This window comes from Nonomuraea dietziae (genome assembly GCF_014195505.1).
Taxonomy (GTDB): domain Bacteria; phylum Actinomycetota; class Actinomycetes; order Streptosporangiales; family Streptosporangiaceae; genus Nonomuraea; species Nonomuraea roseola.
The window spans coordinates 1,857,075-1,871,650 of the sequence record NZ_JACIBV010000001.1 but is presented as its reverse complement, the minus strand read 5'-3'; the positions used below and the strand labels follow the sequence as shown (position 1 = coordinate 1,871,650).

The 14,576-nt window shown below is 71.0% G+C and carries 18 protein-coding genes; 11 read left to right on the top strand and 7 right to left on the bottom strand.

The window, feature by feature from the left end; all coding sequences use genetic code 11:
* Positions 1-39: 39 nt before the first annotated feature.
* On the top strand, positions 40-447 hold the full coding sequence (locus FHR33_RS09105) for a tautomerase family protein (protein ID WP_183645518.1): 408 nt from the start codon (positions 40-42) through the stop codon (positions 445-447).
* Positions 448-510: 63 nt separating this feature from the next.
* On the opposite strand, the gene FHR33_RS09100 is transcribed toward FHR33_RS09105, so the two are convergent.
* The gene (locus FHR33_RS09100) at positions 511-1,035 is read right to left on the bottom strand and encodes a GNAT family N-acetyltransferase (RefSeq protein WP_183645517.1); all 525 of its coding nucleotides are present in this window, start codon (positions 1,033-1,035) and stop codon (positions 511-513) included.
* Positions 1,032-1,910: an SCO6745 family protein gene (locus FHR33_RS09095; protein WP_183645516.1), complete on the bottom strand. Its 879-nt coding sequence runs from the start codon at positions 1,908-1,910 to the stop codon at positions 1,032-1,034. The genes FHR33_RS09100 and FHR33_RS09095 overlap by 4 nt, the downstream gene beginning before the upstream one ends.
* A 115-nt stretch (positions 1,911-2,025) precedes the next feature.
* Here FHR33_RS09095 and FHR33_RS09090 point away from each other — a divergent pair, with 115 nt between their 5' ends.
* The 4 genes from FHR33_RS09090 to FHR33_RS09075 all read left to right on the top strand — a co-directional run bounded on the left by FHR33_RS09090 (position 2,026) and on the right by FHR33_RS09075 (position 4,362).
* Positions 2,026-2,556, top strand: a complete 531-nt coding sequence (locus FHR33_RS09090; RefSeq protein ID WP_312895431.1) for a CGNR zinc finger domain-containing protein — start codon at positions 2,026-2,028, stop codon at positions 2,554-2,556.
* A 189-nt stretch (positions 2,557-2,745) separates the two neighbouring features.
* Positions 2,746-3,126 (top strand): VOC family protein, encoded by a 381-nt coding sequence (locus FHR33_RS09085; protein WP_183659963.1) that lies wholly within the window; start codon positions 2,746-2,748, stop codon positions 3,124-3,126.
* The gene (locus FHR33_RS51660; RefSeq protein ID WP_221241668.1) at positions 3,090-3,290 is read left to right on the top strand and encodes a mycothiol transferase; all 201 of its coding nucleotides are present in this window, start codon (positions 3,090-3,092) and stop codon (positions 3,288-3,290) included. Before FHR33_RS09085 ends, FHR33_RS51660 begins: the two co-directional genes overlap by 37 nt.
* A 58-nt stretch (positions 3,291-3,348) precedes the next feature.
* Positions 3,349-4,362 (top strand): SCO7460 family lipoprotein, encoded by a 1,014-nt coding sequence (locus tag FHR33_RS09075; protein ID WP_183645514.1) that lies wholly within the window; start codon positions 3,349-3,351, stop codon positions 4,360-4,362.
* A gap of 153 nt (positions 4,363-4,515) precedes the next feature.
* Here the strand turns inward: FHR33_RS09075 and FHR33_RS09070 are convergent, their stop codons facing one another.
* Positions 4,516-6,588 (bottom strand): SpoIIE family protein phosphatase, encoded by a 2,073-nt coding sequence (locus FHR33_RS09070; protein ID WP_221241026.1) that lies wholly within the window; start codon positions 6,586-6,588, stop codon positions 4,516-4,518.
* A 219-nt stretch (positions 6,589-6,807) separates the two neighbouring features.
* Here FHR33_RS09070 and FHR33_RS09065 point away from each other — a divergent pair, with 219 nt between their 5' ends.
* The 3 genes from FHR33_RS09065 to FHR33_RS09055 all read left to right on the top strand — a co-directional run bounded on the left by FHR33_RS09065 (position 6,808) and on the right by FHR33_RS09055 (position 9,426).
* Positions 6,808-7,368 carry a LysE family translocator gene (locus FHR33_RS09065; protein ID WP_221241025.1) on the top strand — a complete coding sequence of 187 codons (561 nt, stop codon included), beginning with the start codon at positions 6,808-6,810 and terminating at the stop codon, positions 7,366-7,368.
* Positions 7,369-8,081: 713 nt separating this feature from the next.
* Positions 8,082-8,375 (top strand): helix-turn-helix domain-containing protein, encoded by a 294-nt coding sequence (locus FHR33_RS09060; RefSeq protein ID WP_183659962.1) that lies wholly within the window; start codon positions 8,082-8,084, stop codon positions 8,373-8,375.
* Between the two features lie 304 nt (positions 8,376-8,679).
* A complete protein-coding gene (locus FHR33_RS09055) occupies positions 8,680-9,426 on the top strand; it encodes an NAD(P)H-dependent oxidoreductase (RefSeq protein ID WP_183645512.1) in 747 nt (248 codons plus the stop codon).
* Between the two features lie 39 nt (positions 9,427-9,465).
* Here the strand turns inward: FHR33_RS09055 and FHR33_RS09050 are convergent, their stop codons facing one another.
* Positions 9,466-10,392, bottom strand: a complete 927-nt coding sequence (locus FHR33_RS09050; protein WP_183645511.1) for a helix-turn-helix transcriptional regulator — start codon at positions 10,390-10,392, stop codon at positions 9,466-9,468.
* 84 nt (positions 10,393-10,476) lie between these two features.
* Here FHR33_RS09050 and FHR33_RS09045 point away from each other — a divergent pair, with 84 nt between their 5' ends.
* From FHR33_RS09045 to FHR33_RS09035, 3 genes are all read left to right on the top strand, one after another.
* Positions 10,477-10,809: a PadR family transcriptional regulator gene (locus FHR33_RS09045; protein WP_183645510.1), complete on the top strand. Its 333-nt coding sequence runs from the start codon at positions 10,477-10,479 to the stop codon at positions 10,807-10,809.
* Positions 10,806-11,690, top strand: a complete 885-nt coding sequence (locus FHR33_RS09040; RefSeq protein ID WP_183645509.1) for a hypothetical protein — start codon at positions 10,806-10,808, stop codon at positions 11,688-11,690. The genes FHR33_RS09045 and FHR33_RS09040 overlap by 4 nt, the downstream gene beginning before the upstream one ends.
* Positions 11,691-11,810: 120 nt before the next feature.
* Positions 11,811-12,539, top strand: a complete 729-nt coding sequence (locus FHR33_RS09035; RefSeq protein ID WP_183645508.1) for a hypothetical protein — start codon at positions 11,811-11,813, stop codon at positions 12,537-12,539.
* Positions 12,540-12,562: 23 nt separating this feature from the next.
* Here FHR33_RS09035 and FHR33_RS09030 read toward each other — a convergent pair whose 3' ends face one another.
* From FHR33_RS09030 to FHR33_RS09020, 3 genes are read right to left on the bottom strand one after another with little or no spacing between them, the layout of a single operon-like run.
* Positions 12,563-13,039 carry a TspO/MBR family protein gene (locus tag FHR33_RS09030; protein WP_183645507.1) on the bottom strand — a complete coding sequence of 159 codons (477 nt, stop codon included), beginning with the start codon at positions 13,037-13,039 and terminating at the stop codon, positions 12,563-12,565.
* Positions 13,040-13,090: 51 nt separating this feature from the next.
* Positions 13,091-14,023, bottom strand: coding sequence for a YbgA family protein (locus FHR33_RS09025; RefSeq protein WP_183645506.1), 933 nt, complete (start codon positions 14,021-14,023; stop codon positions 13,091-13,093).
* Positions 14,020-14,499, bottom strand: coding sequence for an RNA polymerase sigma factor (locus FHR33_RS09020; protein ID WP_183645505.1), 480 nt, complete (start codon positions 14,497-14,499; stop codon positions 14,020-14,022). Before FHR33_RS09020 ends, FHR33_RS09025 begins: the two co-directional genes overlap by 4 nt.
* Positions 14,500-14,576: the final 77 nt, after the last annotated feature.

The window sequence follows — 14,576 nt, the reverse complement described above, 5'->3', positions numbered from 1 at the left end:
ACTGTCGGTTGATGACCCGCTGAACAGGAGACCGTTGCCATGCCCCAGTTCTTCATCGAGGCTCCCACCGGAGTCCGGTCCGAGGCCAAGCAGAAGATGATGAAGGAGATCACCGCGGCGATCGACGCGGCCTACCACATTCCCGACGTCAGGATCTGGCTGCGCGAGTACGCGCCCGACCAGGTCGCCCAGGACGGGCGTCTCGCCGCGGAGCCGATCCGGCCCCTGTGTTTCCTCGAAGCACCCGAATTGGCCAGCCTCGACGCGAAGAGGCGGATGGCAGCCAAGATCCACACCGCGATCGCCGAGGCATACGACGGCATCGCGAACACCGAGGAGACACTGATCCTCATGAACCACTACCCGCTCGAGAACGCGGGCTGGGCGGGGCGCCTGCAGTCCGACAACGCTGACATCGTCGAAGCCATGGCGGAGCTGAACGGCTGACCGGGGACCGTCGCCGTCGCCACCCCGCCTCGGCGGCGGCTCCACCGCGTCGCTTCACCACGCTCAAGGGCTTGCCTGACCTGGCTTGACGAACACCACCACCTCGGGATCGTCGACGACCCTTCGCCAGCCGGAGCGCTCGTACAGCCGGATGGCGTCAGGGGCCTTCGGGGAGGTCAGCAGCCAGCTGCGACGCTGATCGCACAGCAGGTCGAGGATGCGACCGGCCAGGCCCTGCCCGCGCGCGTGCGGCGCGACCGCCAGTTCGTCCACCTCCAGCGCGCCGACGAGGTGGTGGGCCGTCCCGTCCTGGCCGAGCGCCGCGAGCACCTTGCCGTAGCTGCGCTCGGTGGGGAACGGCGAGGTGGTCGGCCAGGCCGTGCCGAATCCGCAGGGCCCCGCATCTCCGGTGGCCAGGACGGCGCGGAAGCCCGCTCGTCCGGCGTCGGCGGTGAGCCGGTCGTGGAAGGCCCCGACCGCCTCCTCGCTCTCGTGCCACGGCGGGCCGGTGAACGCCTCACGGTAGACGCTCACCAACTCGGCCCGCCTCAGGAGCGTCTGCTCGCCGGTCAGCACATCGAGTGTCATGCGGGCGCCTGCACCTTGCCGATGCCCAGGGTGCTGGTCATCGGCAGCAGGCCGGACTCGAAGGCGGCGCCCAGCAGGGGCAGGCTCAGCTGGGCCAGCCGTTCGGCGCGCTCGGCCCCGAGCGCACGCCACGGGCCCGCCGCCAGTTCGTCGGTCATCCGCTCGACCTGGTCACGGAGTCGCCGCCCCTCTTCGGTCGCCTGCCCTTCGTCGTCGAGCAGTCCGCGCGCGGACAGCCGGTCGCTTGCCGCCGCCCACTCCTGCTCGCTCCAGCCGCGCCCCGCGAAGTTCGCCGCCGGGGCCGCGCCGATCGCGGCGAAGGAGACGAGCGCCTCGCAGCCGTCGAGACCGGCGGACAGCAGAGCCGCCAGGTGCCCGTCGCCGCGATGCTCGCGCAGGATCGTGTACGCCTGCCAGAGCACCAGGTGCGCCTCCTCGGGCCAGGGCAGGTCCAGATTGGCCGCGGCCAGCGGCCGGTGCGCCACCTTCACGCTCTCCGCCGCCCGCCTGGCCAGCTCGGCGGCCTCGGCGAGGTCGGGGCTGTCGAGCCTGTCGCCGAGCAGGGCGCGGTAGGTGCGGTCCACCGCCGAAAGCCGGGCGTCGAGCACCTTCTCCGGGGCGGCCGTCGCCCAGATCGCCGGAACGTGTTCAGCGACCATGGCCGGGCTGAAGCTGTAGGCGGTGGCGGTGACCAGCCGCGCGCCGGGGGTGCCGAGCGGCGCCCAGCGCCAGGCGAAGTAGCTCGGCCAGCGCGACTCGATGTCGTAACCAAGCCCCGACGCCTCGTCGAACGCCTGGGGTGAGAAGTACAGCAGGGCGTGCACCGGTTCGATCTGGTGCCACATCCTGCGAGAGAGACCCGCGTACTCCGACATTGTTGCCTCACTGTCTAGATAGAATATGACAGTGACTATAGAAGCCTGGCGAATCACTGGTCAAGCCCAAATAGACAGTTACGTTGAGCGGCACGTCCGGCGGGCCGTGCTCCTGGTGAACGAGCTGGCCATCTCACGGGCGCGCGGGCGGGACGTCGTGTCGCCGGCCACGGGACAGGACCGCCGTGAGGCCATCCAGCAGGCGCTCGCCACCGCCGGGCTGCCCCAGAGCCAGTCGCTCACGGACTCCGACGCCGACAGGCTCGCGGTCGTCGCGCTGCGGCTGCGGCCCGTCTTCGACCCGGAGGAGAGGATCGAGTCCAGGGCCGAGGGTCTCAATCAGCTGCTGGTACGGCACGCCGCCGTACCCAACCTGCACGGCCACCCCGACGGACAGCCCGTCCTGGCCTTCCACCGTGCCGACGCCGACCTGGTCGACGCCTGGACCTCCGACGCGGGCACCGCCCTGGCCATGGTCATCGGCGTGGGCCAGGCCGCCAGACTCCGATCCTGCGAGGCGGGGGGCTGCGAGTCGGTCTTCTTCGACACCACGCGGAACGCCTCCCGAAGGTTCTGCGGCCTGTCCTGCCAGAACCGAGCCAAGGCCAGCGCCTACCGCGCGCGCCGAGCGGCGGAGACGGCCTGAGCCGACGCCTGGTGTTCCCCTGGCCGTGCGCGCCGAGCCGTGAACGTCTCTTTCAGGGCCGATCGAGTGCGTCTGATCTTCAAGGCGCCATGGACGGGAGGCCGTGCGCGGATGGCGGTCTGCCTGGTCAGGGTGTCGCTCGGGGCGACCGTCAGGAGTGGCGGGATGCCGGGCGGGTACGGCGAGCTCATGGCATGTCGAATCAGCGAACTGGTGCTCGACAGCCGCGACCCTGAGCGGCTTGCGGCTTTCTGGTGCGAAGTGCTCGGCTACGTGGTGCTCGACCGCGGCGACGGCAGCGTCGAGATCGGCCCGGAGGAGGGATCCGGCGGCCTTCAGCCGACCATCGTGTTCAATCCGACGGACACTCCGAAGTCGGGCAAGCTCCCTCTGCACATCGACGTGAACCCCACCGACCGGGACCAGGCCGCTGAACTGGACCGGCTGCTGAAGATCGGCGCCAGGCCCGCCGACGTGGGGCAGACGGGTGAGGAGTCCTGGCACGTGCTCGCCGACCCTGAGGGCAACGAGTTCTGCCTGCTGCGCCGGCAGCTGAGCGGCAAGCCCTGAGCGGGAGGCTCTGCGAATCGGCCCGCCTCGGCGGTCGATTCCAGACGGCACGGCAGGCTCCGGCGCTCGGGCGGATCCTGTTCCACCTGCTCCAGGAGTACGCGCGGCACGTCGGCCACCTCGACGTCGCCAGGCAGCTCATCGACGGCGCGACAGGGGAGTGACGGGCCGACAGCTCGCTTATCGTTGTCGTCATCGGTCTCGATCTTCAAGGGAGCGCTCGTGGCGAACGCGGGACGGTGGACCGCCGGGCTGGCCGTCCTGGCGCTGGCGGCCGGAGGGTGCGCGCTCGGCACAGGTGACGACCGCCGCAGGGCGGAGGAACTGGCCGCCAAGCAGTTCCCCGGGCAGCTGACGGTCGTCACCGCCCGCAATCTGTTCCCCGAGACCTCCGGCTCGGAGGTCGTCTTCTCGCTGAGCGGCGACCCCGACGCCGTGGTCCGGTTACGCGTCGACGCCGACGCCGGCACCTGCGAGCGGCAACCCTGCGAGCGGAAGCTGGCAGAGGCCGTGGACAAGGGCAAGTCGCTGGGAACGGCCTGGCGGCACCTGGCGACCGCCTTCCAGCGGTGCAGGCACCCCATCATCGCGGCGAACTGGTCGCTGAACGAGGTCTGGATCGAGGCCGCGCCGACGAACGCCAACGTCAAGGCCCTGCTGGCAGATGTCGGCGAGTGCGTCCAGGAGTGGGCGAAGGTTCGTGACGGCCGGGGCGGCCTCTCCGTCAACCTGGTCGAGCCCGTGGTCGCAGGGAAGCGTCCCCGGGGCGAGCCGGGGCAGCCGACCCTGCTCAGGATGACGGAGAGCAAGCTGCTCGCGGCGCTGTCAGAGAGATCACGGTTCGTCGCCGGCTACGCCGTCCCCGAGGATCCGTCGGAGCCGCCGGAGGTGACCGCGCGGATCTTCCGGCCCTTCGCCGAGCGGCAGGCCTTCGACAAGAAGGTCCAGGCCGCGGTGGCGGGCTGGCTGCGGGCCAACCGCCCTGGGGCGAGCGTGGGCAGGGTCGTCGGCGTGTGGCGGCTGGTGCCCGGCACGGTGGACCGGCAGTCCGGACACGTCCTGTTCTGCGAGGGACAGCCCAAGGGGGAGGTGTGCCACGGTGACCAGGTGGTCGCCGTGACGGTGGACCCGCAGGGCAACCCGGTGGGCAGGCTCCAGGTGATCGAGGACGTGCGGGACGAGAAGGGCACTCTCCGGCTGCCGGACGACGCCGACGGGGGACAGGGGACCGGGTGACGGGGCGGGCCGCGGCCGCGCGGTGAGAAGACGGTGACCGTCCAGGTCCGGTTGACGGCGACGATCGACGGCGCCGCCCAGGAACGGTGACCCGTGGCCGTCCACCAGCGGGCGGGGTGAGCGTCACGGCGACACCGCAGTGACGGGCGCCGCTCACCCGGACGCAGGCGGGCGCTCCGAGGGGCAGGGGCGGAGGTTGGCGACGAGCAGGACGACGTCGTCGCTGCCGTCGGGTGGGCGCAGCGCGTGGAGGAGCACGTCGCAGGTCTCCTCCAGCGGGCGGCGCGGGCCGTCCAGCAGCCTGCGAAGGGTGTCGAGCCGCTGGTGGATGGGGTCGTTCCTGGTCTCGACCAGGCCGTCGGTGTAGAGGACCAGCAGGCTGTCCTGGGTCAGGGGGAGCGTGACCGTGGTGAAGTCGACGCCGCCGACCCCCAGCGGCGCGCCAGGAGGGATGTCCACGAGCTCGGCGACGCCGTCGGCGGGGACGAACACCGGGGGCAGGTGACCGGCCGTGGAGATGCGGCACTGCCCGTGCGCAGGGTCGCAGACGGCGTAGACGCAGGTGACGAAGGGACGGCTCAGGCCCGCGGCGATGTCGTCGAGGTGGCGCAGCACCTCGTCGGGGTCGAGATCGAGCGCGGCCAGCGTGGAGGTCGCGGTGCGCAGCTGGCCCATGGTGGCCGCGGCGGCGATGCCGCTGCCCATCACGTCGCCCACGACGAGCGCGGTCTTGCCGTCGGCCAGCGGGATGACGTCGAACCAGTCGCCGCCGACCTCGTTGCCCGCTCCCGCGGGCAGGTAGCGATAGGCGATCTTCAGCCCGGGCCGGTAGGGCGGCGGATGGGGGAGCAGGCTCCGCTGCAGGGTGAGCGCGGTGTTCCGCTCGTTGCGGTACAGCCTGGCGTTGTCGACGCACACCGCCGCCCGCGCGGCCAGTTCGGTGGCCAGCACGAGGTCCTCGCCGTCGAACGGGGTCGGGTTGCGGGCCCGCACCATGCACAGCACGCCGAGGACCTCGCCGCGGGCGATCAGCGGCACCGCCAGGTAGGAGTGCACCCCGGCCCCGGCGAGGTGGGCGGCGGCGCCGGCGTCCCTGGCGATGTCATGCAGGGCGGCGCCCTCCACGTGTTCGACCAGGATCGGAGCGGCCGACGTCACGCATCGGGTGGCCAGCCGGTCGGCCTCGTAGGTCACCACCTCGTCGACGGGGTCGGCGGCGCCGATGGCCTCGGTGGGGTAGGCCGAGACCACCGCCAGCGCGCGGAAGCGAGCGGGGTGGCCGGCCTGCGGTTCGGCGTGCCCGTTGGTCAGGATCTCCTCCAGGACGTCCACGGTGGCCAGGTCGGCGAGGTCGGGCACGACCACCTCGGCCAGTTCGCGCGCCGTCCGCTGCAGGTCGAGCGTGGTGCCGATGCGGACGGTCGCCTCGGCGACCATCGCCAGCCTGCGCCGGGCGCCTGCCGCCTCGACGGCCGCCCTGTGGCGTTCGGTGACGTCCACGACCGAGACCGCCACCCCCAGCACGTGACCGGCGGTGTCCTCCAGACGGTAGTAGGAGGTCGACCACGCGATCCCCCTGTTGCGCAGGTCGATCTCGTACATGTCGATCAGGGGGACGCCGCTGGCCAGGACCTGGCGCATCGCGGCCTCGACGGCCGTGGCGTCGACGAAGACCAGGACCTCGTGCACGTGCCTGCCGAGGTGCTCAGCGGCCGACCGGCCGTTGATGCGCTCCAACGCCGAGTTGACCATGACGTAACGCAGGTCGGTGTCCAGGACGGCCAGCCCGATCGGGGACTGGTCGATCAGCTTGTCCGACAGCGCCAGATCGGTCTCCACCTGGCGCAGGGTGGCCTGATCGGTGGCCAGCGCGAGCGCGTACAGGTTGTGCCTGTCGTCCTGGAGGCGCATGTTGCGGAACTCGATCCGGCGGATGGAGCCGTCCTTGACCCGCACGGGGAAGACGCCGACCCACGGCCGTCCGCTCCGCATCACCTCGTCGAACAGCTCCATGACCAGGTTCAGGTGTTCGGGATCGACCAGGAGCCTGCCGGCGTACTGGCCGAGCGCCTCTCGCGCGGAGTAGCCGAACAACTGCTCGGCATGCGGGCTCCACAGCACGATGCGGCCTCCGGCGTCCACCACCACGGCCGCGACGTTCAGCACGTCGAGCAGCCCGCCCGGCGGGGAAGGCCCCCCGGGTTGATGACCGAACGGATCGACCACGCGCGCTCCCTCCGCGACGGGTCCCTCCATGGTCTCACCGCGAGTCCCGCAGCCACAGGCCCGCAGCGGTGGCCCGGACACCCCTGGATGCCTCGCGGAACCCGCGGGTGGAGGCGGATACGGCGGGGCGAGCGTCCCCCGGGCCCGCCGCGTCAAGTTACGGCAACAGTATGACCGGCCGACGGCGAGGCGGGGTGTGCCGCGAGGAGTGTCTCCGGCGTGGACACGCTCGGGTGCGGAATGCGGGGTGGCCCGCGGGCGGGACTGCTCGCCACCGCAGGGGTGGCCACGAGCGAGGCCGTCCACGTCGCCGTGGCGGCGGCGGGGCTGGCGGCGCTCTTCGAGGCGGTGCCGCTGGCCTTCACGGTGGTACGCGTCCTCGGGGCCGTCTACCTGGTCTACCTCGGCGTGCAGATGATCCGGCAGCGCAAGGGCGTCGAGAGCGAGCTGCCCGTAGCGGGGGAGGGCAGGATGTCGGGACGCAGGGCCTTCACCAGCGGCATGGTGACCAACCTGCTGAACCCGAAGATGGTCACCTTCACCATCGCCTTCCTCCCGCAGTTCGTCGACCCCCGGCTGGGCCAGGTCTGGCTGCAGTTCGCGATCCTCGGCACCATCCTGATCCTGCTGGAGTTCGTGGTGGACGGCACGGTCGGGGTGCTGGCCGGGCGCATCGGGGGGTGGCTGCGTCACCGGCACGCCGTCGCGTCGGCGTCGCGACGGGAGGCCTGTTCATCGGCCTCGGCGTGCGGCTGGCCGTCGACCGCTGATCCCGGCTGAACCCTCATTCCCGCACCTTCAAAAACCTGTAGTGGCGGGAGTAGACATCCATGGTTGATCGCGCTAATGTTTCTGACATCGCAAGGGACGGATCCACGAGGGCAGAAGGTAGCAGGACGACGACCTGCCCGGACGAGCGTGGACGAGTGCAGTTGGCAGTGGATTGACGCAGAGGTGACAGAAGGTCGGACGTTCTGGGGCAAGGCAGTGGTTAGGGCTCCGGAACGTGGACGCGCTGTCGTAGAGGTAGGAAGTGGGCAGAAGGCCGGACGTGTCGGGGCCGAGTAGGACGCAAGGGGCTCTGGCGCGTGGGCGCGCTGCCGGATGAAGTCGAACAGATGCAGGGATAGAGAAGGGAGCGTTGAACGCCATTGGGATCGCCCGCCGCGGTCGGTTGCGCCGCGCGGGTACCGCAGTTCCACAGACAGGACGGTGGTCTACGGTCACACATCCGCGATCCCCGCGTCCTCGCCCGCAGTGGGCGTCGAGGCGGAAAAAGATAAATCGGCCAACTGGCCGGTAGATGGTGTTTAACCTCATTTTGGGCCCCGGCGCATGGCGCCGGGGCCCACGTCGGCGTGTGGGAAGGTTTTATGGATCAAGCAGTGAAGGCGTCGGGCGGCAGGCCCGAGGAGTCCTCAACCGGCATCGGCGGCACATCCCGTGCCGCGTTCGGTGACAAGTTCGACGACGAGGACTATCCCGCGTACAGCATGGGCCGGGCCGCGGAGATGCTGGGTGTCACCCCCGCTTTCCTCCGGGCTCTGGGCAGCGCCAAGCTGATCGAGCCGCGACGCTCCGAAGGCGGCCATCGCCGCTACTCGCGCTACCAGCTCCGTCTGGCGGCCAGAGCGCGCGAGCTGGTCGACCAGGGCACTGCCCTGGAGGCGGCCTGCCGCATCATCATCCTCGAGGACCAGCTGGCCGAAGCGTTGCGCATCAACACCGAACTGCAGCAGGCCCGCGCCGCCCAGCGATCCGCCGGTGAGCCCGAGCCGCCACGGTGACGGTCGTCGGAGGCGGCGCAGGTGATGAACGCGCCACCGCGAGCGGTGGCCCCCTCCCTACGCGCTGACTCAGGCGGCCGGCGCCGCGCGGCCCGGACCGTGGGTCCGGACCGCGCGGCGCCGCCGTCCTCCTGCTGAGGCTCCGAGCCGTCTGCTGCCTGCTCGGGGCAGGCACCGGCGGGGAGTCGTCGGCTTGCCGCATCATTGCCGTTCCCGGCGGAGTCGATACCCGCTCGGGCGTTCCTCATCGGCTGGGCCAGGGAACCACCGGCTCAACACCATGCGGGCGCACGAACGGGACAGGATGAAGATCGTAGGAATCGCGGGCGTCTTCCTTCGGCGGTCGTATGTCCACCGCCTGTTGGAGGCGGTGGCGCTGGAGCTGCCCGAACCGGCGGACATCGACGTATGGGACGGGCTCGAAGCCATGCCCCCGCTGCGCCGAGGCCGGCTGCCGGCCGAGGCCGCCGAGCTGTGCCGGACGCTGGTCGCGGCCGACGCGCTGGTGATCGTCGCTCCGGAGCACAGCCTCCTGCCGCCCCAACTGGCACACGCGCTCGGCTGGGCGTCGTCGCCCATGGCGGGCGGCGCCCTCGTGGGCAAGCCTGCCGCGGTGGTCACCTCCTGCGTGGGCCCTCACGAGGCGATGTGGACGCAGACGAAACTGCACCGCCTGCTCACCTCTGGCGGCGCGATCGTGCACCGCGCCGACCTGCCGGTACGCCCCGGCATCCGGCAGTTCGACATCATCGGCAGGCTCGCCGATCCGTTGGCGCGCGACAGGCTGCGCCCCGCGCTGCGAGCGGTGTGCGCCATGGCCCGCGAGGCCAGGGCGACCAAGGCCGCCCACAGGGTCGCCCACCAGGCCACCCTCACGAGCACCGAAGCCGAGCGCGTGGTGTCGGGGCCTGTCGTGTCGGGCCCTGCAGTGTCGGGCCCTGCAGTGTCGGGCCCTGCAGTGTCGGGCCCTGCAGTGTCGGGCCCTGCAGTGTCGGGTCCCGTCGTGTCTGGGTCCGTGGCCTCCGAGCCTGTCGCGTCCGAGCCCTTCTGAGGTCGGCGGCCCCTCAGCCGCCGGACGGCCGGGCTCCGGTTACAGCCAGCCGCGCTCCTTGGCGAGCAGGGCGGCCTGGAACCTGTTGCCGGCGCCGAGGCGCTCCATCAGCTCGGCCACGTGGGTGCGGAACTTGCGCACGGAGATGTTCAGCGCGCGCGCCGCGGTCTCGTCCTTGTCGTGCAGGGCGAGCGACTGGAGCACCTGCCGTTCGATGGGGGTCAGCTCCGGCTCGTTCAGCTCGCGCGCGCGAGCCCACATGCCCTCGAACATGTCGACGAGGATGGCCACCGTGCCGGGCTGGCGGATCAGCAGGGCTCCGACCGTCCTGTCGGCGGGGTCGATCTGCACGAAGGCGACCGACCTGCTGATGATGAGCACCTGCCTGCTCCACTCGGGGCTCACGCGGCACAGGTCCCCCAGGGCGTGCCCCTCGCGCGCGGACTCCAGCCAGCCAGGAACGCTCAGCGCCTTCTCGGAGACAAGGGTCCTGCTCACCAGCCCCGCGGAGAGCCTCTTGCGAAAGCGCCGCACCTTCTCGTCGTCGGGCGGCAGGGCTCTCACCACGTTCGCTATGTTCATGACCTCCTTGGCGGAGGAGAACTCGCGGATGCGCCGGTTGACGTTCTCCACGCCCTCGATCCGCTCGACGAGCTCGACCGGGCGCCCGCTGCGCTGCTCCTCGGCGAGGTCGCGCACGATGTCCCAGGCGGCGCTGAGCTGGTTGAGCTCGCGTGAGGTCTGCTCCACGCGGCGTCTGATGAGCAGGTCGACGGCTTTCGCGGGCGAGACCGAGGCCAGGCTGATGTCGATGATGCCCAGCGTCTTGAGCCTGTCGACCACGGCGGACAGGTGGTGGACACCGAGTTCCTCGGCGGCGGCATCGAGATCGGCGTGAGGGACTCGCAGGAAGTATCGGTAGACCCGCTCCTGCTCCGCGGTCAGCCCGAGGCTGGCCAGATTCAACGCCACCTCCCGTCAGAAACGACTTCATTATCCATGCTCCTACGGACTTGCCTGGATTCCGTTGAACGGAGTATCTTGTCCGGCATGCCGCGAAGATCAACCGAAGTCAGCGAGCCGATGTACTTCGTGCTCGCCGCGCTGCTCGACGGCCCGCTGCACGGCCACGCCATCGTCGGGAAGGTCACCGAGCTCTCCCGCCAGCGGGTCAGGCCGTCGATCAGCACCCTCTACGGCATCCTGGAACGCCTGACCGCGCAGGGGATCCTGGCCGTCGACCGCGAAGAGGTCGTCCAGGGCCGCAACCGCCGCTACTTCCGCATCACCGACAGCGGCAAGGCCCTCGCCGCCGCGGAGGCCGAACGGATGCACCACGCCGCGGGGCTGGTCAGAGCCAGGCCCGACCTGGGCACGGCGTGACCCCTCTGGAACGGCGCTACCGGCGGCTGATGCGGGCCTACCCGCGCTCCTACCGCTCGGCCTACGGCGAGGAACTCCTCGACATCCTGCTCGGCCACACCGACCCTGCGCGTACCACGCCTCCACTCAAGGAGGCAGCGGGACTACTCGTCAACGGGGTGCGCGAACGGGCCTGGCAGGCGGCCCGCGGCCCTGCCTGGACGGACGGGCTGCACCTGGGCGTCACCGCACTGAGCGCGGCCCACCTGGCCACCCTGCTGCCCTACGCCGCCGCCGTCCCCGGATGGCTGGCGCTGTCGGCCCTCACGCTCGCACTCGTCGTCCTCGGCCGGGCCCGCCTCGCCCTTCCGCTGGCGTCACTGACCGCCGTCAAGATGGGAGCGATCGGCACCGGCGCCGTCTTCCTCGACGCCACCCTGCTGCCCGTCGAACCTGGATTCCTGCTCGACCATTCCCTTTACGGCTACAGCGGCCTCCTCGGCGCCGCCGCCGGCCCCGTGCTGAACGTCGCGGGGCTGGGGATCCTCGCCTGGCGCGGAGGGTCGCTGCGGCGCAGATCCCTGTGGTGGGCGCCCGCCGCCCTGCTGGTGGCGGGCGCGGACCCCGCCTGGATGGCGCTGACCGACGCCGCCCCAGGACCCCTGCTGCGCGTGACGGCCGAGGCCGCGGTGCTGGCAGGAGCCGTGTGGGCCGGACGTCTGACCGGCGACCTGCGCTGGGCGCTGGCCGCCGCGCTCTACCTGGCGGCCACCTCGGCCGCCTTCGGCGAGCACCTGCTCCACCAGTCGCGCCAGGACCTGGCCTACTGGGGCGTGCTGGCCTTGCTCACCCTTCTCACGGCCGTGGTGCCGTACGGCGCGCGCACGCGCGCGATCGACTGATCGGGAGTTCCCCCTATGCGTCGTGTCACGTGGTTGCTTTCGCTTGCCCTGATCTCGGGATGCGCGGCCGAACAGGCCGCCGCCCCCTCTCCGAGCAGGGGCCAGGACCCGCGACCCCGAATGGAGCAGATCAAGGCCGACTGCATGAAGCAGGGCGGCTTCAAGTACGTGCCCTTCGTGCTTCCCCGTGAGGACAGGCCTGATCTGTCCGGCTACGACAGCATGAAGGCGTACCGGCAGAAGTACGGCTTCGGGATCTTCTCGCGCCACGTCTACCCCAGGGATCGCCTGGCAGGAGGGGTCGACGCCGTGGTCGAGAACCCGAACAACGCGATCATGATGAAGCTCAACCCTTCCCAGCTCGCCGCCTACAGGAAGGTGGAGAGCGGCTGCTTCCGCAAGGCGGCCAAGGAGGTGCTCGGCAAGGAGGCGAGCTCGACGACGGACGCGGCCGAGCAGCTCAACGCGGCCTCGGCCAGGCTAGCGGCCACCGAGATCGACGGGGACCCCGAGCTGGTGAGCCTGGCGGCAGGCTTCGCCGACTGCCTCACGGTCAAGGGCTACAAGGTCTCCTCCACCAGGCCGACCGACCTGGCCAGGAGAGGGCACGATGAGATCCTGAAGGAGTCCGACAAGCTGGGCGCCAAGGAGTTCGACAACCCTAAGCCGGGCGTCCACTACGGTCCGACCCTCTCACCCGCGCAGGCCAGGCCGTACCTCGAGCGGGAGATCAAGGCGGCGCTGGACGACCTGGAGTGCGGCAAGGAGTTCTACGCCCGGTACGCGCCCAGGCAGGCCGCGATCGACGCCAGGGTGATGAACGAGTACGGCCCGCTCATGGGCCTGTGACGACCCGAAGTGGGAGGAGCGCGTCAGTTGAGCTGCCAGATGGCGAGGTTCAGCGCCGCGGCGTAGGTCACCCACAGCAGGTAGGGCAGCAGCAGCAGCGCCGCGGCGCGCCGGATCGGCCAGAACAGCACGACGTTGGCCACGATCAGCAGCCACAGCAGGCTGATGTCGGCGAAGGCGAGGCCGTACTGGTCGGCGGTGAAGAACAGCGGCGTCCAGACCGCGTTCAGCAGCAGCTGCGCGGTGTAGACGCCCAGCGCGGGGGTCCAGCCGCGCGCCGACCACGCCAGCCAGCCGGCGACGGCGATCAGGCAGTAGAGGATCGTCCAGACCGGGCCGAACAGCCACGGCGACGGCGCGAAGGTGGGTTTGGCCAGGGCGATGTACTGGCTGCCCGTGCTGGCCGACGACAGCGAGCCCGCGACGGCCACCAGGGCGACGGCGAGGACGAACATCGGCAGGGCGGCCCAGTGGCGGGCGGGAGGAAGGGTGACGCTCATGAGATGTTCTTCTCCATCGACTTCGGAGCGGGGTGGGACACCGGGTTCGGCTCAGGCGGGTGCCAGGACGTGGTTGCGGAGCCCGAGATCCTCGGGGTACGGCGCGAAGTAGGTCTGGTCGCTCACGTAGCCGGCGCCCTCTCCGCGCGCGTGGTGGCGCAGGAGGGTGGCAGGGACACTGAGCGCGACCTGCCCCGCCTGGTAGGAGGCGATCACCTCGACCAGGTCCGCCTTGCGCGCGGCGTCCAGGTTGATCATGCCGAGGCAGTGGTGGAGCACGTTGACGTTGCGGCCGACACCGGCCTTCCTGGCGAGGGTCGTGCAGAACACCCGGGTGTAGTCGGCGGCCAGCTCCCCGCGCGGGCGCGCGCCCGCGCGGGCCACCACGCGGCCCGCCTCGCGATAGCCGGCCGGGTCGTGGGCGAGCAGCTGCATCTTGTGCCTGGCGTGGAAGGCGACGAGGTCGCGTGGCGTCCAGCCGGTCGCGAACAGGGCGCGCAGCCTGGCGTGGGCGAAGATCCGCTCGACGAAGGTCTCGCGGATCAGCGCGTCGTGGAGCCGGCCCTCGTCCTCGACGGGCAGCAGCGGGTGGGCGTCCATCACGACCCCGGCGAAGACGCCCCTGTTCCTGCGGTCGCCTCCGGTGGACGGGATGCCGTGGATGCCGCAGCTGGGGCTCTTGGCCTTGAACACGTAGCCGTCGACGTCGAGGCCCGCGGCGCGCTCGGTCGCCAGGGCGGTCATGCGGTCGGTGAGGTCGAGGCGGGTCTTGCGGGTCATCAGGCGAGGCCCCGCCGCCGAGGACTCCAGGCGGAGCGTCTCGCGCGGCGAGCCGAGGCCCGCCTCCATCTCGGGGCAGATCCGCACCCAGTCGACATGGGCGTCGAGCGCGCCGCTCAGGAAGCGGTCGCGGCTGTGGCCGCCGTTGAAGCGCACCAGCTCGCCGAGCAGGCAGCTCGACGCGGCCACGCGTGGGCGGATCATGCCGCGGCCAGCAGGGCGGACAGGCGGTGCAGGCCGCGGGCGGTCCTTGCCTTGACGGTGCCCAGCGGCACGTGCAGCCGCTCGGCGATCTCCCGTTGGCTCAGGTCGCCGTAGTAGGCCAGCTCGATCGCCTGGCGTTGCGGCGCGGGCAGTTCGGCCAGCGCCCTGCGGAGCTGGTCGCGGTCGGCCAGCGCCTGGTCGTCGATGCGGCCGTCGTGTCCTGGAGGGTCGCCGACGACGTCCAGCGACACGGTGGGCGCGGCGCGGGCGCGCAGGTGGTCGACGCCCCGCTTGTGGGCGATGCCGAGCAGCCAGGCGCGCATGCTCCGGTCGGGGTCGAAGCGCTGCCGGGAACGCCAGGCCTCGGTGAAGACGACCTGCAGCACGTCGTCGAGGTCCTGCACGGGCACCAGCCGCCGCAGGTAGGCGCGCACGGAAGCGGCGTGCGCTCGATAGCTCTCGCTGAACTCCTCCATCGCGATCCCCTCCCACTCGAAGATAACTTATTCAAAACCTATTCATACTCGGCCGCGCGAAGGCGTGCAACCAAGAC